This window comes from Providencia sp. PROV004, assembly GCF_011045615.1.
In the GTDB taxonomy this organism is placed as follows: Bacteria; Pseudomonadota; Gammaproteobacteria; order Enterobacterales; family Enterobacteriaceae; genus Providencia; species Providencia rettgeri.
In genome coordinates, this window is the sequence record NZ_CP042859.1 from 2234842 (window position 1) to 2260931 (window position 26090).

At 40.5% G+C, this 26090-nt stretch carries 30 protein-coding genes; 18 read left to right on the forward strand and 12 right to left on the reverse strand.

The genetic code is table 11. The annotated features are described in order from the left end of the window. Positions 1 to 4 precede the first annotated feature (4 nt). Positions 5 to 2137, forward strand: coding sequence for a S9 family peptidase (locus FVA69_RS09860; protein WP_110731975.1), 2133 nt, complete (start codon positions 5 to 7; stop codon positions 2135 to 2137). Positions 2138 to 2277: 140 nt separating this feature from the next. Further along, complete coding sequence (locus tag FVA69_RS09865; protein WP_109912448.1) at positions 2278 to 4536, forward strand: TonB-dependent receptor domain-containing protein; 2259 nt, start codon at positions 2278 to 2280, stop codon at positions 4534 to 4536. A 62-nt stretch (positions 4537 to 4598) separates the two neighbouring features. Here FVA69_RS09865 and xseA read toward each other — a convergent pair whose 3' ends face one another. After that, on the reverse strand, positions 4599 to 5966 hold the full coding sequence (xseA, locus tag FVA69_RS09870; RefSeq protein ID WP_123381902.1) for an exodeoxyribonuclease VII large subunit: 1368 nt from the start codon (positions 5964 to 5966) through the stop codon (positions 4599 to 4601). 171 nt (positions 5967 to 6137) lie between these two features. Here xseA and guaB point away from each other — a divergent pair, with 171 nt between their 5' ends. From guaB to FVA69_RS09890, 3 genes are all read left to right on the forward strand, one after another. Beyond that, the gene (gene guaB, locus FVA69_RS09880) at positions 6138 to 7604 is read left to right on the forward strand and encodes an IMP dehydrogenase (protein ID WP_004253607.1); all 1467 of its coding nucleotides are present in this window, start codon (positions 6138 to 6140) and stop codon (positions 7602 to 7604) included. An 85-nt stretch (positions 7605 to 7689) separates the two neighbouring features. Continuing rightward, the gene (gene guaA / locus FVA69_RS09885; RefSeq protein ID WP_109912450.1) at positions 7690 to 9267 is read left to right on the forward strand and encodes a glutamine-hydrolyzing GMP synthase; all 1578 of its coding nucleotides are present in this window, start codon (positions 7690 to 7692) and stop codon (positions 9265 to 9267) included. A gap of 218 nt (positions 9268 to 9485) precedes the next feature. Continuing rightward, positions 9486 to 10691: a tyrosine-type recombinase/integrase gene (locus tag FVA69_RS09890; RefSeq protein ID WP_164528764.1), complete on the forward strand. Its 1206-nt coding sequence runs from the start codon at positions 9486 to 9488 to the stop codon at positions 10689 to 10691. Between the two features lie 5 nt (positions 10692 to 10696). Here the strand turns inward: FVA69_RS09890 and FVA69_RS21645 are convergent, their stop codons facing one another. The 11 genes from FVA69_RS21645 to FVA69_RS09950 form a co-directional block, all read right to left on the reverse strand. Further along, the gene (locus FVA69_RS21645) at positions 10697 to 10882 is read right to left on the reverse strand and encodes a hypothetical protein (protein ID WP_164528765.1); all 186 of its coding nucleotides are present in this window, start codon (positions 10880 to 10882) and stop codon (positions 10697 to 10699) included. Next, positions 10875 to 11528 (reverse strand): MT-A70 family methyltransferase, encoded by a 654-nt coding sequence (locus FVA69_RS09900; RefSeq protein ID WP_164528766.1) that lies wholly within the window; start codon positions 11526 to 11528, stop codon positions 10875 to 10877. The genes FVA69_RS21645 and FVA69_RS09900 overlap by 8 nt, the downstream gene beginning before the upstream one ends. A 338-nt stretch (positions 11529 to 11866) precedes the next feature. Then, positions 11867 to 12070, reverse strand: coding sequence for a hypothetical protein (locus tag FVA69_RS09910; protein WP_164528768.1), 204 nt, complete (start codon positions 12068 to 12070; stop codon positions 11867 to 11869). Positions 12071 to 12258: 188 nt separating this feature from the next. Then, a complete protein-coding gene (locus tag FVA69_RS09915) occupies positions 12259 to 12813 on the reverse strand; it encodes a hypothetical protein (protein ID WP_164528769.1) in 555 nt (184 codons plus the stop codon). A gap of 77 nt (positions 12814 to 12890) precedes the next feature. Next, positions 12891 to 13424 (reverse strand): hypothetical protein, encoded by a 534-nt coding sequence (locus FVA69_RS09920; protein ID WP_164528770.1) that lies wholly within the window; start codon positions 13422 to 13424, stop codon positions 12891 to 12893. Positions 13425 to 13704: 280 nt separating this feature from the next. After that, on the reverse strand, positions 13705 to 14040 hold the full coding sequence (locus FVA69_RS09925) for a hypothetical protein (protein WP_008915996.1): 336 nt from the start codon (positions 14038 to 14040) through the stop codon (positions 13705 to 13707). Positions 14041 to 14102: 62 nt separating this feature from the next. After that, positions 14103 to 14405 carry a hypothetical protein gene (locus tag FVA69_RS09930; RefSeq protein ID WP_164528771.1) on the reverse strand — a complete coding sequence of 101 codons (303 nt, stop codon included), beginning with the start codon at positions 14403 to 14405 and terminating at the stop codon, positions 14103 to 14105. Between the two features lie 39 nt (positions 14406 to 14444). Then, the gene (locus FVA69_RS09935; RefSeq protein ID WP_164528772.1) at positions 14445 to 15545 is read right to left on the reverse strand and encodes a RecT family recombinase; all 1101 of its coding nucleotides are present in this window, start codon (positions 15543 to 15545) and stop codon (positions 14445 to 14447) included. Between the two features lie 55 nt (positions 15546 to 15600). Then, positions 15601 to 17325 carry a PD-(D/E)XK nuclease-like domain-containing protein gene (locus tag FVA69_RS09940; protein WP_164528773.1) on the reverse strand — a complete coding sequence of 575 codons (1725 nt, stop codon included), beginning with the start codon at positions 17323 to 17325 and terminating at the stop codon, positions 15601 to 15603. After that, positions 17297 to 17548: a hypothetical protein gene (locus FVA69_RS21650; RefSeq protein ID WP_164528223.1), complete on the reverse strand. Its 252-nt coding sequence runs from the start codon at positions 17546 to 17548 to the stop codon at positions 17297 to 17299. The genes FVA69_RS09940 and FVA69_RS21650 overlap by 29 nt, the downstream gene beginning before the upstream one ends. A 243-nt stretch (positions 17549 to 17791) precedes the next feature. After that, positions 17792 to 18391 carry a helix-turn-helix domain-containing protein gene (locus tag FVA69_RS09950; RefSeq protein ID WP_061063964.1) on the reverse strand — a complete coding sequence of 200 codons (600 nt, stop codon included), beginning with the start codon at positions 18389 to 18391 and terminating at the stop codon, positions 17792 to 17794. Positions 18392 to 18503: 112 nt separating this feature from the next. On the opposite strand from FVA69_RS09950, the gene FVA69_RS09955 reads away from it, so the two are divergent. From FVA69_RS09955 to FVA69_RS10010, 13 genes are all read left to right on the forward strand, one after another. Further along, positions 18504 to 18755, forward strand: a complete 252-nt coding sequence (locus tag FVA69_RS09955; RefSeq protein WP_241254169.1) for a hypothetical protein — start codon at positions 18504 to 18506, stop codon at positions 18753 to 18755. Positions 18756 to 18915: 160 nt separating this feature from the next. Continuing rightward, positions 18916 to 19041 (forward strand): hypothetical protein, encoded by a 126-nt coding sequence (locus FVA69_RS21655; protein ID WP_306804950.1) that lies wholly within the window; start codon positions 18916 to 18918, stop codon positions 19039 to 19041. 53 nt (positions 19042 to 19094) lie between these two features. Continuing rightward, the gene (locus tag FVA69_RS21660) at positions 19095 to 20123 is read left to right on the forward strand and encodes a DnaT-like ssDNA-binding domain-containing protein (protein ID WP_238789303.1); all 1029 of its coding nucleotides are present in this window, start codon (positions 19095 to 19097) and stop codon (positions 20121 to 20123) included. Continuing rightward, the gene (locus FVA69_RS09965) at positions 20092 to 20565 is read left to right on the forward strand and encodes a replication protein P (RefSeq protein WP_164528774.1); all 474 of its coding nucleotides are present in this window, start codon (positions 20092 to 20094) and stop codon (positions 20563 to 20565) included. Before FVA69_RS21660 ends, FVA69_RS09965 begins: the two co-directional genes overlap by 32 nt. A 222-nt stretch (positions 20566 to 20787) precedes the next feature. Beyond that, the gene (locus tag FVA69_RS09970; RefSeq protein ID WP_238789304.1) at positions 20788 to 21207 is read left to right on the forward strand and encodes a hypothetical protein; all 420 of its coding nucleotides are present in this window, start codon (positions 20788 to 20790) and stop codon (positions 21205 to 21207) included. Next, entirely contained in the window at positions 21204 to 21566 is a 363-nt protein-coding gene (locus tag FVA69_RS09975; RefSeq protein WP_117162268.1) for a RusA family crossover junction endodeoxyribonuclease, read from the forward strand. Before FVA69_RS09970 ends, FVA69_RS09975 begins: the two co-directional genes overlap by 4 nt. Positions 21567 to 21646: 80 nt before the next feature. Further along, a complete protein-coding gene (locus tag FVA69_RS09980; protein ID WP_164528776.1) occupies positions 21647 to 22192 on the forward strand; it encodes a hypothetical protein in 546 nt (181 codons plus the stop codon). 2 nt (positions 22193 to 22194) lie between these two features. Next, a complete protein-coding gene (locus FVA69_RS09985; RefSeq protein ID WP_164528777.1) occupies positions 22195 to 22467 on the forward strand; it encodes a hypothetical protein in 273 nt (90 codons plus the stop codon). A gap of 19 nt (positions 22468 to 22486) precedes the next feature. Then, a complete protein-coding gene (locus tag FVA69_RS21665) occupies positions 22487 to 22747 on the forward strand; it encodes a hypothetical protein (RefSeq protein ID WP_164528778.1) in 261 nt (86 codons plus the stop codon). A gap of 126 nt (positions 22748 to 22873) precedes the next feature. Then, positions 22874 to 23155: a hypothetical protein gene (locus FVA69_RS09995; RefSeq protein ID WP_238789305.1), complete on the forward strand. Its 282-nt coding sequence runs from the start codon at positions 22874 to 22876 to the stop codon at positions 23153 to 23155. 25 nt (positions 23156 to 23180) lie between these two features. Further along, positions 23181 to 23810, forward strand: a complete 630-nt coding sequence (locus FVA69_RS10000) for a hypothetical protein (RefSeq protein WP_164528779.1) — start codon at positions 23181 to 23183, stop codon at positions 23808 to 23810. 59 nt (positions 23811 to 23869) lie between these two features. Then, a complete protein-coding gene (locus FVA69_RS10005) occupies positions 23870 to 24430 on the forward strand; it encodes a terminase small subunit (protein ID WP_336431441.1) in 561 nt (186 codons plus the stop codon). Then, entirely contained in the window at positions 24427 to 25908 is a 1482-nt protein-coding gene (locus tag FVA69_RS10010) for a terminase (protein WP_164528781.1), read from the forward strand. The genes FVA69_RS10005 and FVA69_RS10010 overlap by 4 nt, the downstream gene beginning before the upstream one ends. Positions 25909 to 26090 lie beyond the last annotated feature (182 nt).

Here is a 26090-nt window from a genome sequence, read left to right on the forward strand (position 1 = left end):
AATTATGCGTAATAAACTCACTGAGTTTTGTTTTATTACATTACTTGGTTTATATGCAGCAACCAGTGCTGCGGAGGATAGAATGTCAGCACCAATAGCCAAAAAACAACCTTATACTATCACCACTCACGGAGATGCCCGTGTAGATAACTATTATTGGTTAAGAGATGATCAACGCGAGTCTCCAGAAATCATTGAATATTTAACGCAAGAGAATAATTATACGCAGCAGCAACTTGCAAAAGGTGAATCGTTAAAAAAAGAAATTTACGATGAATTGTTTTCACGTATGAAGCAGGACGATGAGTCAGTTCCCTATGATTATAATGGTTATACCTACCGTTCACGAGTTGTCGCGGGGAAAAATTATTCTATCTTTGAAAGACGCCCTGTAAATAGCCAAGATGAATGGGTTGTATTAGTTGATGGTAATGAACGAGCCGAAGGCACTGAATATTATCGTATGGGAGCGTTAGCGATTTCGCCGGATAATACCACGCTAGCGATTGCTGAAGATCGCCAAGGACGTAATGAATTTGCAGTATCATTTCGCAAAATTGATGAGAGCAAGTGGCAGGAAAATGTATTAACCAATACTTCAGGTAATATTGTCTGGGCTAATGACAACCAAACGCTATTCTATGTGAATAAGGACAAGCAAACATTGCTACCTTATCAAGTGGTTAAACATCTATATGGTACACAGCAAACTCAAGATAAACTGGTGTATGAAGAAAAGGATGATACTTTTTACGTTAGTTTAGCGAAATCGACTTCAAAAGATTTTATTTTAATGGGGATCACGAGTACTGAAACCTCTGAGTACCGTTTAATTGATGCCAATCAGCCACAAAATGACGTTAAAATTTTAAAACCACGTCAAACGGGGGTTGAGTACTATCCTGACCATTTCAATGGTAAATTCTATATTCGTTCTAATCACCAGCATCCATTATTTGGTTTATATATTGCAGACAATATTTCAGCACCATGGGTAAGCTTTATTGCACCGCGTGATGGGGTTGATCTTGAAGGTTTTGCTTTATTTAATAATTGGTTAGTTGTGGAAGAACGCCAAAATGGTTTAGTGAATATTCGCCAAATCAGTTGGTTAACTAATAAAGAAAACCAAGTGAGCTTTGATGACCCAACATACATGGCGTGGATCGGAAATAACCCTGAGCCAGATACGGATAAACTACGCTACGGTTACTCATCAATGACCACACCGTCTTCAGTATATGAAATTAATATGCTGACTCAAGAAAAGCAGCTGTTAAAACAAGAAGAAGTTAAAGATTTTAATAAGCAAAACTACCAAAGTGAGCGTATTTGGGTTACTGCACAAGATGGGGTAAAAGTCCCGGTTTCTTTAGTTTACCGTAAAGATCTATTCAAACATGGCCAAAATCCATTGTTAGTCTATGGTTATGGCGCTTATGGGTATGGCATTGATCCTTCATTTAGTTCATCTCGTTTGTCTTTATTGGATCGTGGCTTTGTTTACGCGATTGCACATATTCGTGGTGGTGGTGATTTAGGTAAAAATTGGTACATACAAGGTAAAACAATCCACAAGATGAATACCTTTACTGACTTTATTGATGCAACCAAAGGGTTATTATCAGAAGGTTATGGTAAAGCAGGACATGTGTATGCCATGGGGGGCAGTGCGGGTGGCTTATTAATGGGAGCGGTTGTGAATATGGCGCCTGATTTATACGAGGGGGTTGTTTCCGCTGTTCCATTTGTTGATGTGGTAACCACAATGTTAGACCCATCAATCCCTCTGACCACCGGGGAATACGATGAGTGGGGTAACCCTGAAAATGAAGAAGATTACTGGAGAATTAAAGCGTATAGCCCTTATGACAATATCAAAGCACAACATTACCCACATATTTTAGTGACGACAGGGTTACATGACTCTCAAGTTCAATATTGGGAACCTGCAAAATGGGTAGCTAAATTACGAGATATTAAACAAGGCAATTCATTATTATTATTAGAAACTAATATGAATGCGGGGCATGGTGGTAAATCAGGGCGTTTTAATGCACTAGATGATATCGCCCAAGAATATAGTTTTATTCTCATGCTTGAAAATAAAGATAAATATTTTCCATATTTAAAATAATAATTAACCTATAAAATTTAGGTGATTTCAGGCCAGCAACAATATTAATGACATTGTTGCTGGGCCTCTTCACAGGCTTTATTTGGTCTGTGCTAGCAGTGTGAGCGTATGACACACAGTACGTTTACAGGAATGGTTTAATGAATAATAAAACAATAATTATGGTTGCTAGCATTATTGCCACTAGCTCCCAAGGGATTGCTTTGGCTGAAAATACGCAGCAGCAGAATAAGCAGAAAGAAGGTGTGGTTAATTTTAGCCAATTAAAAGTCTCAGGTGCGCAGAAACAAACGCCATTAGTCAAAGCATTGGAAAAACCGGGTGCTTACAGCGCGGTGGGTACGGAAAATAAATTGCAGTCGATGGATAAAATTATTCGTACCATGCCCGGAACCTATACTCAAATGGATGCCAGCCAAGGTACCGTTAATGTCAATATTCGCGGGTTGAGTGGTTTTGGTCGCGTGAATATGATGGTGGATGGTGTCACGCAAAGTTATTATGGAATTTCCCCAAGTCAATATACACATGGACAACAGCCAAATAATGATTTTGGCGCTTTAATTGACCCAAATTTTATTGTTGAAGTTGAAGTAGAGAAAGGGCAATTAAATGGAGGCAATAGTGTTAACGCTTTAGCAGGGAGTGCAAATTTTCGTACTATCGGTATTGATGATGTGATTTTTAAAGATAATGTATATGGGCTGCGTAGTAAAGCTAGCTGGGGAGATAATGGTCTCGGTTATAATGGCATGGTAGCGGTCGCAGGAAAGACATTATTGCAAGATGATGGCTATTTTGGCGGTTTAATTGCGGTTAGCGGCCATAATATTCCTGGCAGTTATAAAAATGGTGATGGGTTTGATAGTGATGAATTTGCCACCGACTCCACTTTCAAACAAAAGCCACAATCGCAATTAGCTAAATTGAAATATAAACCTAATGACAGCCATGAATTAGAATTCAGTGGTCGTTTCTTACAAAATAAGCTCACACGAAGAAAGATTAATAGTGAAGATTATTATATTAAATATAAATATACGCCGCTAAATGAATTAATTGATGTTGAGGTTTTAGCGAGTCATGGAAAAAATGACCAACAATTTGAAGGTGACTCATTAGGTTGGGCATTAAGGCAAGGTAAATCCAAAAATATTGGCGATGGTCTTAATCTTTCTAATACAAGCCGGTTTTCCTATGGTGATATTGATTTTGAATGGAAAATAGGTTCTAAGTTATCTAAAACGAAGTATGAGCGAGAGGTTAGTTCTGTTATTGACCAAGATACGTTGAACTATAATCCTTTCTCGCCAAGTGGGTCGTTAGATCTTGCGAGCGCATATACACAATTGGAAGCCAAGTATGGGATCTATACAGCAATTTTTGATTTGAATTATATGAATTATCACTTAAAAGGTTTTAAACCTGCATGTGGTGATCAAGATTTTTGTTTTCCACAGGAAGCTGCAACTTTAAATTTACGGGGTAATGGTTTTAACCCCGGAGTTTTATTATCAGCAGAAATTATTCCTGAATTCCAGCCATTTGTCAGTTATGCGCATTCAATGAGAGCGCCGAATACGCAAGAAGTTTTTTATTCTCAAGAAGGTGGTAATTCAATGAACCCATTCTTAAAAGAAGAGAAATCACAGACATGGCAAGTTGGTTTTAATAGCTTTAAACCGGATTTAATTTTTGAAGGTGACCAATTTAATATGAAGGCATTATGGTTCCATACAAAAATTAAAGACTATATTACGAGTAAGCCTTATTTACTTTGTCGCCCAAGATCAAATGCTGAACTGGCTTGGTGTTTAATGAATGATGATGTATGGGACAAAGAATTCCCAGAATTTATGCGTAAAAGCTATATGTATGTCAATGAGCCTCATGATGTTAATCTTCGTGGCTATGAATTACAGGCTAATTATGATGCAGGTATAGTTTATTCAACATTATCCTATACCAAAGAAACTGGGGATCAACCTAACTCCATAGCTAAGGTTGCTGATTTTAGTGCGGGAGATTTCACTGAGCTTCCTGATTATTATGTGACCTTGGATTCAGGTGTGCGTTTATTGGATGAAAAATTAACCGTAGGTACAACTATTACATGGACCGGCCCTTCAAAACGAATTGGTGTAGAGTCTATCGTTGATAACGATGGAAATGCACTAAAAGATAAGTATGAAAAACAACCTACAATCATTGATTTATATACAGACTATGAAGTTAATAAAAACTTTAAATTGATGATGACGGTTAATAATATCACGAATAAAAATTATTCGGATGCATTAAATCGTGCAAATTCTACCGCTATTATGGAAGAACGCGGTAAAAATAATGCAACAGCAAGAGGGCGTACTTATATGATTGGTGGACAGGTGCGTTTCTAATCAACGTATAAATTTAACACCACTTATCCCGTTATTTTTATCGAGATAAGTGGTTAAAATAATTATTTCGATATTCTTTTTACTTTAACCTTCTCAATATGAGTAACTTGGCTTTCAACCCAGCCATCATTAAGGCGAGTTTTCAGTGGTTGGCCAACTTTCACTTGGCTGGTTTTTTTCAGTACGGTGCCTTTAGCGGTTTCACTGATACTAAACCCGCGAGCTAAGGTGGCTAATGGGCTAACTGCTTCCATTTTTGAACAAGCGACAGCGAAACGTTGGCGGTAACTGTTAACCAAACTCGTGACCATATTCTGCAAATGATACTGTGTCTGCTGCAACTGACGTTGCTGTTTTTGCAATTGAGGGCGCAAATCATTTTGCAGTAAACGACGGTCGAGCCTTTCGAACTTAGATGTTGAATTTTGTAGTTGTCGAGTCATCGACTGCGCAAGTTTTTGTTGCAATAAATTAAGTTGATTATGTTGCCGTGCCAAACGTAATTGTGGGTGTTGTTGCTGTAAACGGTGATGCAAACGAGCAAACCTTTGTTGTTGACCTGCTACATAATAATCCATTGCCATTTCAAGGTGTTGCTGCGCAGATTTTAGCTGACGGAGCATTTCTAACTGGTTACGGCTAACAAGCTCGGCCGCTGCAGATGGGGTGGGTGCTCTTACGTCCGCCACATAGTCGGCAATCGTCACATCGGTCTCATGACCAACAGCGCTAATTATAGGCAGTTGACTAGCAAAAATGGCTCTAGCAACGATTTCTTCATTAAATGCCCATAAATCTTCAAGTGAACCGCCCCCGCGACCGACGATCAACACATCACATTCTTGACGCAAATTTGCTAGCTCAATCATCCGAGCAATTTGTGCTGGTGCCATCTCACCTTGAACGGCCGTTGGGTAGATAATGATAGGCAGGGAAGGGTCGCGACGACGTAAAATATTTAAAATATCATGTAGGGCTGCACCCGTTGCCGAGGTAATGATACCGACGGATTTAGCTGGGCTAGGTAGTGGTTTTTTATGAATAATATCAAACAAACCTTGGGCACTTAGTGTTTGTTTTAATAGCTCAAAACGTTGTTGCAGTAAGCCTTCACCGGCTGGTTGCATGCTCTCAAGGATTAATTGATAGTCACCTCTAGGTTCATATAAGGTCACTGTCGCTCGAACTAAAACTTGCTGGCCATTTTGTGGGCGGAAAGTGACTCGTGCATTTTGCCCACGGAACATGGCCGCTCGCACCTGCGCTCGGTCATCTTTTAAGGTTAAGTACCAATGACCTGAACTGGGTTGTGAAAAATTGGAAATTTCAGCTGTTAACCAAATACGCCCCATTTGGCTATCGAGAAGTTCCCGAACCGATTGGTTAAGCTTACTAACAGAGTAAATTGCGCTATTTTGTGAAGTCGACATGTGAGCCAGATCAAATTTTAAAACAATGACTTAATCGATAGATACTAACGCAGCTATAGGAGTTATCAAGTTTTTTTTCAAAAAAGTGCTGGAAGCAACCGTTTTCGGTGTGTATAATGCCGCGGCAATATTTTATACCTTTCCATAACGCTGCCTGGTGGGATATTGCCTATGTTACGCATTAAAAAAGAAGCACTAACTTTCGACGACGTTTTACTCGTTCCTGCACACTCAACGGTATTACCGAATACCGCAGACTTATCAACTCAACTGACTGCAAACATCCGCCTGAACATTCCTATGCTTTCTGCAGCCATGGATACTGTCACAGAATCTGACCTTGCTATTGCTTTAGCACAAGAAGGTGGCATTGGTTTCATCCATAAAAATATGACTATTGAGCGCCAAGCGGAAGAAGTTCGCCGCGTAAAAAAACATGAAAGTGGTGTCGTAACGGACCCTGTTACAGTAACTCCGGATACCACTATTCGTGAAGTGCAAGAAATGGCTGAGCGCAATGGTTTTGCTGGTTATCCAGTCGTGGCAAACGATAACTCATTAGTTGGTATTATTACAGGCCGTGATGTTCGTTTCGTGACAGATTTAGACCAACCTGTTACTGCGGTGATGACGCCAAAAGAACGTTTAGTCACCGTGAAAGAAGGCGAAGCACGCGAAATCGTTTTGCAAAAAATGCACGAAAAGCGCGTAGAAAAAGCCTTAGTGATCGATGATAACTTTCATTTGTTAGGGATGATCACGGTTAAAGACTTCCAAAAAGCAGAACGTAAGCCAAACGCGTGTAAAGACGAGCAAGGCCGTTTACGTGTTGGTGCTGCGGTTGGTGCAGGCGCAGGGAATGAAGAACGTGTTGACGCGCTGGTGGCTGCTGGCGTTGATGTTTTATTAATTGACTCATCACATGGTCATTCAGAAGGCGTACTACAACGTATCCGCGAAACTCGCCAAAAATACCCTGACTTACAAATTATTGGTGGTAACGTTGCAACAGCGGAAGGGGCGAAAGCCTTAGCGGATGCAGGTGTTAGCGCGGTTAAAGTGGGAATTGGTCCGGGTTCAATCTGTACTACGCGTATCGTCACTGGCGTGGGTGTACCACAAATCACGGCTATTGCTGAAGCGGCGGAAGCACTTGAAGGTACGGGTATTCCTGTTATTGCGGATGGTGGGATTCGTTTCTCAGGTGACATCTCTAAAGCTATCGCGGCAGGCGCTGCGTGTGTGATGGTCGGCTCAATGTTCGCAGGAACTGAAGAGTCTCCAGGAGAAACTATTTTATTCCAAGGCCGTACTTACAAAGCATACCGTGGTATGGGCTCACTTGGTGCAATGTCTAAAGGCTCGTCAGACCGTTACTTCCAATCAGATAATGCGGCAGACAAATTAGTGCCAGAAGGTATTGAAGGCCGCGTAGCGTATAAAGGCCGATTAAAAGAAATCATTCATCAACAAATGGGTGGCTTACGCTCCTGTATGGGGCTGACAGGTTGTGGTACTATTGATGCATTGAGAACAAAAGCAGAATTTGTTCGTATCAGTGGAGCCGGTATCCAAGAAAGCCACGTCCATGATGTTACTATCACGAAAGAATCTCCAAACTATCGTTTGGGGCAATAATCGATAAAATTTCTCAGGGTGGCGCATTCGTTCGATTGCGTCACCGATTCTTATTTTTGACTTGAATTTTTGGAATTCTCCTCAAATGACAACAAATATCCATAAACATCGCATTCTTATTCTTGATTTCGGCTCGCAATATACACAGCTGATCGCCCGTCGTATCCGTGAAATTGGCGTTTACTGTGAACTCTGGGCGTGGGACGTTACAGAAGAACAAATTCGAGAATTTAATCCAAACGGTATCATTCTTTCTGGTGGGCCAGAAAGTACGACTGAATCAGATAGTCCACGTGCTCCTGATTACGTATTTAATGCAGGTGTTCCTGTATTAGGTATTTGTTATGGCATGCAAACCATGTCAATGCAACTGGGTGGCGCAGTTGAGGTCTCTGGTGAACGTGAGTTCGGTTATGCCAATGTTGAAATCACTGAGCAATGTGAATTATTCCGTGATATTCATGACTCTCTGAACGAAGCTGGCAAGCCAGTACTTGATGTCTGGATGAGCCATGGTGATAAAGTTACCGCTATTCCTGCGGATTTTAAAACTATTGCCAGCACGCCAAGCTGCCCATATGCCATCATGGCAAATGAAGAGAAAAAATTCTATGGTGTTCAATTCCACCCAGAAGTGACTCACACTCACCAAGGCCTAAATATTTTAACGCGCTTTGTGAAAGATATTTGCCAATGTGAGGCACTGTGGACGCCAGCTGCAATTATTGAAGACACGGTAGCCCGTTTAAAAGAGCAAATTGGTGATGACCATGTACTGCTCGCGCTATCGGGTGGTGTTGACTCATCGGTTACTGCGTTGCTATTAAACCGCGCAATTGGTAAACGTTTAACCTGTGTATTTGTTGATAACGGTTTATTACGTTTAAACGAAGCAGACCAAGTGATGGAAATGTTTGCAGGTAAATTTGACCTGAACATTATCCATGCTAAAGCAGAAGATCGCTTCTTAAATGCGTTAGCTGGGATCAGCGATCCAGAAGCTAAACGTAAGAAAATTGGTCATGTATTTATCGAAGTATTTGATGAAGAGTCATCTAAGCTGCCTAATATCAAATGGTTGGCTCAAGGGACTATTTATCCAGACGTTATTGAGTCAGCGGCATCAGCAACTGGCAAAGCGCATGTTATTAAGTCTCACCATAACGTCGGTGGTCTGCCGGATGACATGAAACTTGGTTTAGTTGAGCCATTAAAAGAATTGTTTAAAGATGAAGTCCGTAAAATTGGTCTCGAGTTAGGTCTCCCGTACGACATGCTGTATCGTCACCCATTCCCTGGCCCAGGTTTAGGGGTTCGCGTATTAGGTGAAGTGAAGAAAGAGTACTGTGACTTATTACGTCGCGCAGATGCTATCTTTATTGAAGAACTGCACAAAGCTGATTTATATCATAAAGTTAGCCAAGCGTTTACCGTATTTTTACCTGTCCGCTCTGTTGGTGTCATGGGTGATGGCCGTAAATACGACTGGGTGGTTTCATTACGTGCAGTAGAAACTATCGACTTTATGACCGCGCATTGGGCGCACTTACCATATGATTTCCTAGGCCGAGTTTCAAACCGTATTATTAATGAGGTCGATGGCATTTCCCGTGTTGTTTATGATATCAGCGGTAAACCGCCTGCAACAATTGAGTGGGAATAATATAGCAATTGTTGATAACAGTTTTTAGTTATCGATAAATTCAAAGGCATCAGTTAGTTACTGGTGCCTTTTTGTTTTTAACAGTTTTTAGCAGTTGACAATTGCCGATAATTTTGACGGTATATATGACGGTATCAGAAATAATAATGACTAGATTGATAACTTCATACCGTCGAATAAAACATAAAAATGACGGTATCACGCAAAGGAATACCGATGTGTTAACCGATAAAAAATTAAAGAGCTTAAAGCCAGAAGATAAGCTATATAAGGTAGCTGATCGTGACGGTTTGTATGTTGCTGTTACAAAAACTGGTTCCATATCATTTAGATATGATTACCGCTTTAATGGTCGTAGAGAAACAATAACCTTTGGACGCTACAGCGATGACGGTATTACACTTGCTGAAGCAAGAGAAATGCTAATCGATGCCAAAAAGACGCTGAACGCAGGCGTATCACCAGCTTCACAGAAGCGAGACGGTATTACAAAGCGTAAAGTAGGGTTAACCCTGAAAGACTATACCGTCAAATACCTATCAGAAACCCGTTTCGCAGACAGCACGCTAGATATGAAAACTGCCATAGTCGAAAGGGATCTATACCCAACACTGGGTAAACTACAACTAGAAGAAATCACGACGCAAAAAGTTAGGGCATTATGTGAAAAGATTAAAGAACGTGGCGGTAACTCTACAGCTTTGCAGATACGTGAAATTGTTGGCTCTGTGTTCGACTACGTTATTGATCGTGGTTATGAGATAGAAAACCCCGTTAGTAGTATCAAAGCTTCTTCAATCGCTACTTTTGAGGCACGCGATAGGGCAATGACAGCTAAAGAAGTTGGTATATTCTTTAATGAATTAGAAAATTATAGCTGTTATCCAACGCTTAAATTAGCCGTTAAGTTCGTGCTATTAACTTTAGTTAGAAAAAGTGAGTTTATAAAAGCGACTTGGGATGAAATTGATTTTGATGAGAGATGCTGGATCATACCTAAGGCAAGAATGAAAAGAAGAAGGGCGCACGTGATCTATTTATCAGAACAAGCCTACGACATGGTTGTCGGATTTAAGGCCTGTGCAATGGGTAGCAATTATTTAGTTCCTGGTCGATATGATATAAGCAAGCCGCTTTCTAATGCTGCGTTAAATAATGTAATTGACGGTGTTGTTAAGCGTATAAATGCGAAGGGGATTAATTTTGAGCCGTTGACAGTCCATGATTTGAGAAGAACAGCCAGCACATTACTACACGAAGCTGGCTTCAATTCTGACTGGATAGAGAAGTGTTTAGCCCACGAACAAAAAGGCGTACGTGCTGTTTATAACAAAGCAGAGTATGCAGAGCAGCGCCGCGATATGTTACAGCAGTGGGCTAATATGGTGGATGGTTGGATAGAAAAAGAGAAGGGTAAAATTTAAAAAGTTTATTTTTCTGAGCCTAAAACTTTTGTGGCCAGTATAGTTGATAATATCGATGCACCAACTACCAGCCAAAATATGGAATAAAAAAGCCGCTCAATAATTACTGGGCGGCTATCGTTTTCAGTACCAATTGCAGAAAATACATAACCTGCAATCCATGCGTACGCTATGAAAATGAACTCAATCAATGGCGGCCTCCTTAGTTGTAAATTGAGGGCCGGTAAGTTCGATGCTGTTATTCGGGCATTCATTGCCCCAAGCATCCCAACCCTGTGACATGTCACGCGCAAATAACTCTATGCGATTAACGTCACCGTATAATTGTTCAAGCCTATTTTTAACCTCCCAAGGCTTTTGACTGTGCTCACCTAAGCAACTAAATACAACTTGTTTAACGCTGGCACTCACACGCTCTAAGCCATTGCCGCGAGTCGCTATTAATACATCCTCGCTATTGGCTCTGGTGTAGTTGCCACCATTCATTTTTGTTTCGGCATTGAGTAGATCCAGCATGTCATGAAAATCAAATAAGGCTCCATTTTGCAGGGCTTTATCGAAACGCTCATGCGCTAGTGAATTGAACTTAACCCATGTAAAGGCTTTTGACGTGCGAACCGTAAAGCCCCATGCTTTGGCTAACTCAAATGCTTCTTGCACAAAGTTACCTGTGTACCACATGGCAAGGACTGAGTTTTCGGCGGCGATGGTATGAACTGGAAGGTGTTTTAAATCAAAAAGGCTGGTTGTTTGGTAGTGGTTATTTGCGGCACCGTTGGAAGCTTTATTGCTGTATTGCCAAGGGGGATCACAATAAATGAGGCTGTATTTTTTCATTATCACCTACGCTAAGTTGATTACCTTTCTAAAATAGAATGCAATTCTCAAAGCAAAAATATCAAACTTATTTTTGTTGTTTAATGCAACTCTATAATATTCGCATTTTTCACAAGAGCATTCGTAATAAAACAACTCTTCTTTATTGAGTTTTTTATTACACCATACACAGCGAGTTTTATTCATTGATTAACTCCAAATTGTATGGTTTAAACGCATGTTCAGCGCCTTCCAGTTCACAGAATACATAAAGAGAATGGACAAAAGTTACAGTAAATATTTTGTCTTTATTGTTAATGTATTTACTTGATTGCCTCAGCCTTACCTTATCGCCGACTTTAAATTTCATTACTTAATTTTACCTCTTCAATTAATGATTCAAGGATTGCAATAGCTACTTTTTTTTGCAATGAATACCCTTTCCCATCGAGATGGTCAAAGCCTTCCACAATGCAACTATCTGCCATCATATCTAAAGGTTTATCATCCTGTTTTGATATTTTCACATTACCGAAATGAACGATATTTTTCTTAGTTTTCATTCCATATTTCTCCACAAACTATCTCAACATCCCGCGCCTGCATTATCTTCATAGCACGGCTCTCGCATTCTTGCTGTGTGTATATTTGCTCAGATACAGGTACAGCAGAACCCTGTATTAGCATGAGTAATACATATCCGATTATTTACATTAATTGTTGCTCTGAATTTTAGGTATAAAAAACCCTGCTAGTGCAGGGATAGAAATTTAAATATAGAATCAATAAGATAAGGTAGAGTCCTAATCAATAAATAAAATATGGTAATGAAAAACATACAAGTAAACACCTGCGTCCAAAATCTATATATTTTTTCTCCAGTCTTTACTCTTTCCCATTCTTTTTTTAATACTGATGCTGACGCTAATGTTAGTCTATCTTCATAACACTCAAAAAGATTGGATGTAGGAAAATGATATAAAGCAGCCTTTAAATTTTCTATAACATCAATTAACTCCACCTCCTCAGTGTTTGGTCTTAGTTTATTTATCCTTAGATATACTTCTGATAACGACTCTCTAACATTTGCTTTGTGTTGAATTATTTCATCTAGTGATGTGTTATTTATATGCATCTCCTGAAGAATGAACATGTTTTTATTTAGCTTCACAAGAGAATTTCGTAGGTCATTTATCCATAACTGCCTAAATTCTGAAATTTTACTTTCTTTTGCAATTACCAGACCGACAATCGAAACAACACCAGCTAAAACAGCGGCAATCAAAGTTATTAACTCAGCAGACATGTATTTAATCCATTTTATTAATTAAAGCAGGAATCATACTCACATCCATGTGACTAATCCACTGTCAAAATGCCTCCTTAATTCACACTTATTTGTTTTAATGCCTCACGAACTGCATTTAAGCGCGATTCCATTCTTAGATATTTAGGGTTGGGAATAGAAGGCCAATCGCTATACCAAGCATCATCGCCAAACAAACTAAGCAACTTACTTCCTATATAGCAATTGCAACAATCACTCTTAACATCATCGGATGATTCAATTAAATCCCAATACTCCCTTGCTTCGTATTGGTCTATTTCATCATCTTTGCGCAGTTCGATAACTTGCTTTTTAGCATATTCAGCATTTGCATCGTTATCATCATCTATCTCAGAGTTTAAATTAGAATCTAGCTTACCTATCCAGTAGTGGTTATTAATCCTATGAATAAACTCAACTAGTGAGCTGCCCATAGAGCCCCAAAAACAAGACCATGAATCGCCACTTTCGCTAATAGTAACTCTGCCATTTTTGTTATCACCATAATCTTCAAGGTAAACATGAATGGGGTCGTGACGCTCTATGCCTGCTATCACCAGTTTAGTCACTTGAGATTGTTCAACCTTCATATTCATTCCTATTATTGCATCTATTTAATCGATATGATTAAAATAATTCATCATTGTTTTTAATTTATGACCTATAGTTAATTTGAACTTTCTAATTATTTTTGTAGTCCTCGCCGATTCTCCCTGTGTCGGCATTTTTTTATCTACTTCCTTGCTAAATTCCATGGCTTAACTATTCTTAAATTGCTTACACAGATAAATTATAAGTTTCATTCCTGCACGTCCCCTTGCCGTCAGCTCCGTGGCGGCTTTTTTATTCATTGCATCCTTGCGAGTTAAATTAGAATTGCTTACCGCCTTCCTTTGCGCGGTTTTCACGTTGATGGTCTGCGCGATGCTTGTTGTATTCGAGCTTTTCAGTGATAGCGCTTTCAATGTCATAGCCGAAAGCATGTGCATAATCCAAAATACGGATAACAGCATCAGCAAGTTCAACTTCTGCCATTTTCCGATGCGGTAAATGGTCGTCCATTAAATCCTTGCGTTCACCTTCCATCGCTTCACTGATTTCAGAGTGAATAAGACAAAGTAGCGTTCCTTTTTCGCGTGGATTATCCCACCATCCAGCATCTTTATTTTGCTGATGAATTTGTTGCTGTAACTGTTTAATGCTCATATATCTATCTCCTGTTTGCATCCTTGCAAATATATCCTTTGGTTAAATCACATAGGGAAGGGTTATTGCTTGGCCTTTTTAGCACCGGGTGCTTGTCTGGCTTGCTTTATGTTTTCTTCGTCTTCTTTGTACATGGTTGGATTGGTGATACAGCTATCTAAATAAGCATTCACTTCATCCAACAAATAAACATGCTTCCGCGGGGCTAGATAGATTTTTCTTAGAATACCTTCTTTATCACGGCTATCTAATGCCGTTCTACCTAAACCAGTTACTTTTTTAACTAAGTCAGAAGAGATAACTTTCCCAATGGTACCGATTTCTTCTATGCCAATAATTTCTAATTTTAATGATTCTAAATTCATAATTTCCCCTAAGGTGGGGCGAACCCCACCACAAGTTTATTACTGGTATTCGTCTTTCATATCGTTCAGCGTCAGGCTGAATGAATCGAACAGTTCATCACCAAGCTTGCGTTTGTTGGCAGTAAGGAATTGAACAACCTTTTCGAATGCTGCTTTAGCTTCTGGTGAGCCACCAGCTGGAAGGCTGTTAATTTGTGCTTCAAGGTTGTTGCGTGAATCGACACGGTGATAAGCCTGTTTAGCTTTGTTGGTGAGTTCGGTATACAACGAAGTACCCATAACTGATTTGAGTTCTTCAATTTGGCTACGTATAGCTTTGAATTGTTCCAATGTTTCAGCGTTACTGATTGCTTGACGCATTTCATCAGGGTTAAATCCATCATCAACAATTTCACCAGTAATTACATCGCTGTCGCCGCTGGTGGTTTCGTGATGCTGCTCAGGCTCATTTTGCTGAGTGATTTCATTAAGGCTTACACGCTCTTTTGGTGGCGTAACATCTTTGATTGGTGCATCTGGTAGCTCATCGTGGGTATAAACGCCTAGTATCACTTCAGGGCAATAGAGACGAGCCCAATATTTAACAGCTAGATAAGCAAGTTGTTGTTTTGGATTTGTTGACCATAAAGGTGAATTGCGAGTAACGACACTAGATAGATAAATGCGTTCTCCCCATGTGATTTCGCTATCGCCTCGTAAAATAGCACCTACACGTATCCATAATCCGTGTTCGTCGGCATCAGTCCAATCACGGACACGAAACGAATAATCTTTACCGTTTCGATTTTTGGTAAGCTCTTTGCTCTTGGTGAGTTTTTCCCAGCCTCCTTCGCTATATTCATAATGAAAACGGCCATGAATGGCGGTTGAAGTAGAAACTAGGGAGTTAATTAACTGGGCTTCATAACCAAGGACGCCGTTAACGGTATAGGTTTTTTGTGCAACAACAAACGGGTTCATATCCCATTGTATTGCTTGCATGACAATTGCTAAGCAGTCAGATGATTTACCCCTTAAATGGTCTGGAACGGTAACTGTTCCCTCAGCCATTAACTTAGAAAACTCAACTAAGCTTTGTAGTTTGTCAGGGCTAAACATGACTAAGTTATTACTTTGATTGATAGTTGCCACTTCTGACATGATGATTACCTCTAAATTGATAAGCGCCACGCAGTAAGCAGGGCGCTAGAATGGATTAAGCTTCTAATTGAAGTTCTTCTAACTTGCGTGTTTCAAAGTCAGTAAGATTAATGGTGAGTGTTTCGGTGACTGGGGCAGGCCATACACCAGTGTTCATTGAGTTGTTGATATCGCGCAGCGTCTTTTTGTACTCCAAGCGACCAAGTTCAAGCAGTTCAGGTGATGCTTCAACGATTGCAACCCAGTGGTAATTTTCGTCTTTGTTGACGAATATCCAGAAGAACTGGTCTAGCATGGCGATATCGCAGTACATTGCAGCGCTGACATGGTAATCACGGTTAATGATTTCCTTGCGTATCATTGCTGTGATTGCATCCTGCTTGTATCGTCCTAATGAAGCTGATTTAAGGTCAAAACCAACTCTTAGGTTTTCGTCATACTGGATCTCTAAGTCAGGACGCACACGAACTTCTAAGCCTGTGTCATCGTCGATACCGTAATAACTAACTTCAACTGCACGGTTAGGGTGAGTTACCAGTTTCCCTGCCTCTGGATGGTCAAATACAGCTTGCTGCATTGCTTTACCTAAGCGGTACTGATCAGCAGTAATGCGAATGCGTGATTCATCCGATTGCCATGCTTGCATTAACTCATCAGCGAAAACAGTGTTAGGGGAAACGCCTTTTATTCTGGCGATAAGGTCCTCTTTCTTACCTGATGTATTCAGTGGATCTGGTTTATTGCGTTCAGTTTCCACCAATTCAGGGTTTATCATTTCCAATTCCCTAATCAGGTCGATTCTGCCACCAGATGTTTTCAAGGGTGTAGGTAAGGTATTATTGAATGTTTTGATGCAGGCTTTCATTGCGGCGGCGGTATGCTTATCTGATTCAGGTATCGTTCTAAATTCATCAGGTAAGTTTGCATACAGTCCACCAATTTCTTCTACTGAACCAGATAGCGGTAATGGCTGTGGTAGGGTAGCGTTATATGCATCAATTTCAGCTTTTAGTTCGTCATTACTCATTACTGGCTGCAATGTAGCATTGTATTTTTCAATCCATTTCTTCATGGATTCAGTATTGGTCAGTGCTTCTGCAGGGATAACTGGCGGAAGGCTAAATTCATCTTCAACCTTTTCAGGCTCTAAAACTAAGATATGAAATAAGCTACCGAAGTCTAAGGCTTCTGAGCGTTCACGCTGAATAACTTTACTGATGTGTCGACGTTCGTAGTACATCAGGCTTATGCGAGCATCTTTAAGCATTGTGCTGCTAATGCCATTTGATGAATGGTAATCATCATTTGAAATATCTGTATAACGCCCTGGTTCAAAGTAATGCGGTTCATTTACGGGGCATTCTTCAATAATTTCCGGCATAACATTACCAGTTTGTTTATCTTCACTAGCGTGAGTAATCACATCAGGTTTAGCAGGTTCGACCACTTCCTCTTTATCAGGTGAAACCAAAGACTGGAAATATTTTTTACGGTCAACATTAGAACGGAATTTATCAGGGTTCTTAATGACATGAATGTAAGCATTGATAATGTCGTTATCATATAGAAACATCAGCTTTGGCGTTGATGTAGTGGTAATACTTAACTCAAAAGCTACCTTTTCGAACGGTTCAAACTCTTCGCTGGTGGCTGTTTTGTTTAAGTGATTAGTTAGCTTATCAATATTTTCAGGCGTGTTAATGTCATTAGCCATTAAAATTGCACTAACAATATTGCTTAGTTTACGTTTTTCAAATTGCTCTTGTTCTTGATTGCTCATTAGATAATTCCTTGTCGGTTTGAATTGCTACGCAGGTAGTAAATGCCCATACGATGCCTTCTTTAAAACTGCTAAATACTTTCTTGTTTCCACGTACGATGAATACATGAAAACCATTTTCGATAAAAAACATCATTTCAATCACCTTTAGATAAACAAATTGTTTATGTTTGTGGCGTGAAAAAAATCCAGCTAAAACAGCTAGATTGATTAATATTGTCACTGTCCAAATCTTGCATTCCGAATCTACGGGTTAGCTAAGACATTCTGCGGCTCACAGAATTTAGGAGTGTGATAGCCATTCTGTATTGTTAAAGAGCGTTAACCTTGTGGGTTAACATGAGATAAAGAATAAACCATAAACGACAGTTGTCAACTGTTAAAAACAAATAAATAACCATTTCGTTTATCTTTCATGTGAATAAAAAAGCCAGCTCGAGGCTGGCTGTAAATGTAATGCTTTGTTTTACTTTTCGTTTTTACTAATTATGAACTCTATAAAGTCTTGTATCTTTTCTTTTTCGTTATCGGGCAATGCCGCAAATTTTTTATGATCGTAGTGAAGAACATCTGAATCATCTTTAGACATGAGTAATTCGTATGGCTTACGGCCTAAGGCTTCCGCAATTGCAGCAACGCTATCAACTGTAGCACTGGACTCATTTTTGATAATGCGGTTTACAGTGGCTTGGCCTAAACCGGATTTAACTGATAACTGGGCCTGTGATTTAAAGCCATCAATTAGCATGAATGTTGTGATGTTATCACCAAGTATGCGCCCAATATCGGTAGGCTGTCGTGCTAATTCATCTGCTATCTGTTCAGCGGGCACATTCAAGTGATCCTTGTCCATATAATACTTGGGTAGCTTGGTAAGGTGCTCAATCTTTCTAGCAATAGGATCGCTAAGCGAACGATGGCTTTTCATGTCAGAGGACATTAAATAACGAGAAATAACATTAGGAGCACAACCAAGCGCTGCCGCTAGGCTCTTCTGTTTCCCTTCGTAATGCTTTTCTATCACAAAGACAAGATTGTCTCTTCTGATATCCTGAATGCTTTTCACTGTATTTTTCCCTTGCGTTTATTTTGTTCGATATTGTTTATTCTGTTTATCTATTAAATATCAAATTAACCCTTTAGGTAAATTACCGATTTGGTTATCATGATTTAAAATTGTGAGTCGGTTTATCTTTATGGTGGTTGATATGAAAGATTTTAACTTCAAAATATTCTGGAATGGTCTATCTAAGCGTGAGCGCCAGCAATTTGCAGACAGCGCAAACCTGACCGTACAGTATGTTTCTATCCATCTGCGCTATTGCAGTCGTAGCGTATCATTACAGACAGCTAAGAGATTGCAGAAGGCTCTTAATACATTCGGAATAGAGCTAACGCTAGACCAAATAGCAGACAAATTTATGAAGTAAATCACACAAGGCCGCGAAAGCGGTCTTTTTATGATTAGATGGATAAACAATAACGTTTAAATGGTTGATTATTTTTTCTGTAGCGTATAATCTTACTGCTAATTAATCATAGATAAAGAGGTATCAATGAAGATTATCACTAGAAAGGAGGCCGTTACGAATGGCCTTAGTCGTTTTTATACGGGAAAACCATGCAGGCATGGGCACGATTCAGAACGATTCACTAGCAATGGTGTTTGTGTTGAATGCTCAGCAATTAACTCAGCGGCTTATCGCAAAGAGATAAGCAAGCTATTGAAACAGGCAAGAGAAATCAACGCTACGGCGTAGAGGTGGCCTATGTCTACATATAAATGGCTTAGGCTCTGGCATGACATGCCTAACGATCCTAAATGGAGAACAATTTCAAGGGCTTCAAAGCAGCCAATTGCATTAGTTCAAGCTGTTTACATTCATCTTCTTGTTGATGCGTCACAGAATGTCACGAAATGTCACGATGTGTCACAGCGCGGTCACGTGACAGTCACGATTGAAGATTTAGCAAGTGCTCTGGATGTTGAAAATGAACAGATTGAAGCTGTTTTAAATGCCATGCAGGGGCGTGTTTTAGATGGCTCAAAAATTACTGGTTGGGAGAGTCGCCAGCCAAAAAAGGAAGACTTAGGAAACGCAGAAACAGGAGCAAAATCAGCAGCTCAGCGAAAAAGAGAGCAACGCGAAAGAGAAAGAATTCAAAGAGAGGAAGAACAAAATAAAAATGCATGTCACGAAGATGTCACGAAATGTCACGATGTGTCACAACAAGATAAAGATAAGAATAGAGATATAAAAGATCCTCTCTCTAATGCGCACGAGGATAATTTTCAATCTGATCCGAATGCTAATAATTCTATCTTGAATGGTCGTGTTCCAGCTGGTGGTTTTGGTGTGAATGATAAATTTGTGATGTATCACGGCTGGGAACCTGATCAGGACTTTACGCAAAAGGCCGCGTATTGGGGAACGATACTCAAAGAGCCGTTACAGCCTCATGAGCTAGCCGAGTTTATAACTTACTGGGGGGCAGAGGGAAAAGCCAAAACACACGAGCAATGGGAACTAGCCCTTGCTAACGGTCTGAAACGCAGTCGATTGAAAAACGAAAAGGTGGTGAAAAATGGGGCAGGTCAGAGAACTAAGATCGATAGCCAATTCGCAGGAAAGCCAAAAGCGATGCAGGAATTCTTACAACACGTCCTCGATAAATACGGGCAAGACGCTGTTGACGCTTTGGTTGAAGATGATCGAAATCTACGGCGACAAATGGAAAAACAAGAATGGCACGGAACCGTCATTGATGTGGAAGCAAGCGCTAAGCGCATTGAGTGATCAGCAACTGGACGGACTGTTTAAATTCTGTATCGACCGCTGCATGAATGGCAATCCATGGCCACCGGAACTATCAGACGTGATTGTCGCGTTATCTGGTGAAGCGGCTAAGCATAACCCGTTTGGGCTTGATCCTGACGAACAGCTTAGAGATTTTTTAACCTACTGCGCTAAGCGCAATAACTACCAGAGCGCGGAAATGTACCCATTCAAACATCCGGTTCAGTACTGGATATTTACAGACCTCAGAACGAAGATGATTGACCTAAGGCTAACTGAGGTTGAATGTGAGAAGCGACTAGACAAAATGTTATCACAATGGACTGAGCGAGTTAGAAAGGGCGAAAAGGTACCAGAGCCAACACTGACACTTACCGATAAATCAAAACCTCGTCCTGCTTGGATGGATTTAATTGAAAAAGGTAAACAACGGAGACAATAAGATTCAAAGGTTATCAAAATCGTTAGCAGGATTAACATACAGGCACTTTTGATATACAGGATGATAAATCCCATAGGTTGAATGTGAAAATCAAATGTAGAGCATTACAGAGCGTTTTAAAGGGTGGTAAGAAAATCAATTCTTACTGATTTTTTATGGTTGAAAAGATAAACAAATTGTTTATATTAACCGTGTGGGTTAATCGAATTCGAGGTAATGGTTATGTTATTTCAGGATAGGGTTATAGAGCTACTCAAAGGCGGTCAAAGCATGTCGTTAAAAGCGATTAGAGACCATTTTGAAAGCAACGGTATTAAGGTTCCATATTGCACTGCAAAGGACGCCTTGAACCAACTGGAACAATTTAATGTTGTTTTGTTGGTAACCGTTGAAGAGGGTGGAATTAGAGCATTTGGCTACAAGCTGAATGATAACTACGAGGCTGGATTAGCTAGGCAAGCTAGCAGCAGTCAACGCCACAAGGTGAGAGCCAGTAAGCCAAAGAAAGCTAAATCACCAGCCGTGATACCTGAATATGGCCCATGGTGCCAAACAGGTGAACCAGCGCGATTACAAATTATGTTCAATGAATTACTAGCAAAACCAAGAGCTAAGCGTATCAAGCGAGGCTTAGCGGTATGAAAACCCTTGAATATCCAATTGTACCCGTACCTAAGCCGCGCATGACGCAGCGTGACAAATGGCAGAAGCGACCAGCTGTAATGCGTTATCGGGCGTTCTGTGACGAGGTGAGAGCAAGGGGTATTAACCTGCCTGAGAGCGATTACCACGTAATTTTTGTTATGCCTATGCCGAAGTCATGGAGCAAGAAAAAACAGGCTGAAATGGACGGTAAGCCCCACCAGCAAAAGCCAGACAAGGACAACTTAGAGAAAGCCTTACTGGACGCCATATTTGACGATGATTCATGCATCTGGGATGGGCGAGTTTCTAAGGTGTGGGGCACCACAGGAATGATAACGGTAAGGTTACCGGAATAATCGACAAATCATGAACTTGTTACCAATGGGTAAATAAGTGATTGAAATTACTAAATTAGAAATGAATAAGGTAATTAATTATGAAACTGAAAGTTAATCGTGGAACGTTGCTTGCCGTCATGGAATGTATGGCTGTTCGTGATGTGCGTTATTACATCAATGGTATTTGTTTTCTGCCCGATGGAAAGGTAGTTGGAACTAACGGGCACATGCTTGCTTATGGTTATCATGACAATGAAATTACAGACCAAGTGATTTTGTCTGTTGGGAAGTTGCCAACTAAAACATTTGAATACGCTGTTTTCGATACAGAGGAAGAGATTGTAAAACTTCACTCAGAGTCTGGTTTTGTTGTTGGTGTTGGACTGTGTAGTGTTATCGATGGTCGCTACCCAAATATTAATCCTCTTATCGAATCTACCGCAAAAGCAGATGAAAAATTACCGCCCGTTCTGCTCATAAACTCTGGTTATTTATCCAAATTAGAAAAGGTAGCCAAGTTTGTTAATCCACGTATGCCAGCGTATGAAATCAGAGTGAAGTCAGCCACTGATGCTGTGGTGTGTGAAGTTAAGAACCCACACGATGAGCGCGTTACTGTGATGATCATGCCGATGAGATTGTAATCATGGCAACTATCGACGCAATTAGGCTGTGCTACGACATTCTTGACGGCTCTGTATCGCCTGAAAATATCTCATCTCAAGAAGTGTATGCAATTTGCACTTACCTTGATGATGTTGTTCGTGAAAACCTTGCATTTGCTCAACAAAAGCCTGTGGCATTCATGGATAGCGAAGGTGAGGTAATTAGTGCGGTTAAGAAAGAGTTTGAGCAGCTAACGGGTGGTAATCACATTGATTTCGATATTCCGTTAATTCAACTAAACAAACAATCGTGACATGTCACGCGAGGTAAATATGAATTACGATTCAATACAAATTATCAAGCACAGAAAGCTCAGTAGAGGTTATAGCTTCGAGGTCAGGGGTGATTGGCGTAGCAATGGTTGGCAATGTGGTGGTGCTATATGGGTTGCACAACCTGTTGATGGTGGAATTGTGATTAGTGATGCTTTGATGCAAACGCCGATAAAAGTAGTTAATTCTATGAGTGAGTTTTTAACATTTGTAGAGCTGGAAACCAGACAAATTCCTGAGCTAATAGGGTGGCAGTTATGATTAAACGTTACTTGGTATTTGCTGTGTTCTGGTGTGTGTTCGCTGTAGCTGTGGGGATGGCATTCAATGGCTAAATCACCAGCATAGCGCAAGGCTGCGCAACGTAAACGCCAGCGTGATGCTGGCTTGGTTACTCCGCAGTGGCAGGTAGAAGCCGAAGAGCACGAAATGATTAAGCGTAATTGTGCATTGCGTAGACCAGGTCGCGAACCGTACGACGAATCGGAATACATTCAGATGCTCATACGCAACGATGACGCACGGCTCAAGCGTGAGATTGCGGAGCTATCAAAACGGTGTTGTGGTAAGTGCGGTGAGCAGCTACCAGTAGCTAATTGCTGCCTGTCTGGTGCCGCTGAGTGCTGGAATACTAAAGGGTGGCATGATATTAAATTGGAGGTAGAATAACAAGGGTTAAGCAAAGGGGAATTATATGTCATTGGAAATAACAGCTTTACCGATTGCAGCCTTAATTACATCTATAGTTGCCGTGGCATTATTTGTATTTAAAGAAGGATTGGAAATCTGGAAAAAAAGCAAGGAAAAGAAAGCAAAGATAAATGCTATTAGGGATATAGCAGCTAGAGAGGCGTTTAATCTAACAAGAGAAATTGAGTTATTTATTCAACTAAAAAGTATGTTAAATGGCTCAAAAGATGTTGAATTTATTGAATCTCATGGTAGCGAATGGGTGCAATTTTGTTTTAATTATGAATCAAGTTCGCGTTTTGTGCTCATTCCTAAATACTCAACGATGTTTAACCACTTATTTTTGGTTGAATCAGCAAAGGCTTCGTATGAGTTATCTAATTCACTGCATAATTTAAATATGGCGATATTTAATATCTCTATGGTTAGGGATTCTTGTATAGGATACGTAAAAAACAAGGATTATGAAGGATTTAATGACGCTGTTGATTTTATACTCGGGATAGAATCTGATGATGGTAACGACATGGTCTTATCGTTCCTATCAACAATAGATAAATTTAAGGTGGAAATGGAAAAGTTTAATGGGTTTAATGATATTTACTCAACCTTGAATTCTCATTATAGACCTTAATACAATAAGGTTTGAATGTTATCTTTTAGTTGGTCATAATAACCGTAGAGGTGATGATTATGACCACAAAGAAACCACGCAAGCCACCAGCCAGAAAACCTACACCGCTTAACGCTCAAATGGAGCGCTTCTGTCAGGAATATATTAAAGCCCCTGATAATCAAACCAATGCAGCGCTAGCAGCAGGCTATGCCGAAGTTAGCGCCTGTAAGCGTGCATCACAACTCATGAAAGACCAGCGTGTTATTGACCGTATCGCACAGCTTATGCAGCAACGCAACAAGCGCAAGAAGCTTGATGCTGACAGCGTGTTAGAGCGATTGGTTAATATGCTTGATGCTGATATTGCCGACATACTCACTAATACGGGTGATATCAAGCCAATTAAAGATTGGCCTGCAGTATGGCGTAAAAGCATTTCTGCATTTGAAATAGCCGTCATTGATGAGCGTGTAACAGTCAAGAAAGTGAAGCTGTTAGATAAGCTTCGCGTGCTTGAAATGGTCGGTAAGCATGTAGACGTTAACGCATTCCGTGAACGCTATCAGGTCGATGTAACTATTTCCCTTGCTGATAGGCTGGCAGCAGCCCGTAAGCGTGCCGCTGGTGGTGAGCAATGATTGATACCATGTCGCCAGAAGAACAACTAATTAACGATATCGGCATGTTTACGCATGACCCGTTAAGTTATGCGCTCTACGCATTTCCTTGGGGTGAGGCCGGCACCGAGCTTGAAAATGCTAGTGGGCCTCGGCAATGGCAAGCGGAAGCACTGAACGAAATAGGCGAGCATTTGCGCAACCCTGAGACTCGGCACCAGCCGCTACAGCTTGCTAGGGCATCAGGTCATGGTATTGGTAAATCTGCTTTCATATCGATGATTATCAAGTGGGGCATGGACACCTGCGAAGATTGTAAGGTTGTTGTTACTGCCAACACCGAAAACCAGCTACGTACTAAGACATGGCCAGAGATTGCGAAGTGGCAGCGCCTATCTATCACCAAGGATTGGTTTACATGTACCAAAACCGCTATCTATTCCAATGACCCTAATCACTCCAATGCATGGCGTGCTGATGCTGTGCCGTGGTCTGAGAACAATACAGAGGCATTTGCAGGCTTACATAATCAGGGTAAGCGTATCATTCTAATTTTTGATGAGGCTTCCAACATTGCGGATCTGGTGTGGGAAGTAGCTGAGGGAGCTTTGACGGATGAAAATACAGAAATCATCTGGATAGCCTTTGGTAACCCGACACGTAACACAGGGCGCTTTCGTGAGTGTTTCCGTAAGTTTAAGCACCGCTGGAAAACTAAACAGATTGATAGCCGTACGGTTGAAGGTACCAATAAAGAGCAGATTGATAAATGGATTGAGGACAGGGGCGAGGATAGCGACTTTGTTAAGGTTCGTGTGCGCGGTATTTTCCCATCAACATCTGAAACGCAGTTCATACCTACTGGCTTAACTGATGCAGCCATGAAGCGTACAGTAACACAGGCCGAAGTATCACATGCGCCAATTATCATAGGCGTTGACCCTGCATACTCAGGTGATGATGATGCGGTTATTTATATGCGCCAAGGTCTGCACAGCAAATGCCTATGGACCGGTAGCAAAACTACTGATGATATGGTTATGGCTAAGCGCATTGCTGACTTTGAGGATCAGTATGGTGCTGATGCTGTTCATATAGATTATGGATACGGTACAGGGATTTACTCTATTGGTACTGGATGGGGGCGTGATTGGCAGCTCGTGCAATTCGGTAGCGCGTCTACAGACCCGCAAATGCTAAATAAGCGTGGTGAGATGTATAGCAGCGCTAAAACATGGTTAAAAATAGGCGGTGCACTTGATGACCAAGAAACAGCTGATGATTTATCCGTGGCTGAATATAAGGTTAGGGTTGATGGTAAAATTGTACTTGAACCAAAAGAAGACATTAAAAAACGCATCGGACGCTCACCAGGTAAAGGTGATGCACTAGTATTAACGTTTGCTTACCCAGTGACCAAAAAAGAACGCAATAACATTTCTACATCTAGTCATGGCGGTCACGTTGTTAGTGATGCTGATTACGATCCATATGCCTAACTAACAGGCAAAAAAAAGCCCTCACAGCGAGGGCAAATATAAGCAAAGGAAAGTCACTTGATAACGGGCAAAGGAACATCCGACTAACGACCTATGACCAAAATGTATATCTTGGTTTTATATTTGTCAAATAAGATATACAATAAATCATAAAGTATATTATTGTTTATTTTATTGAGGTG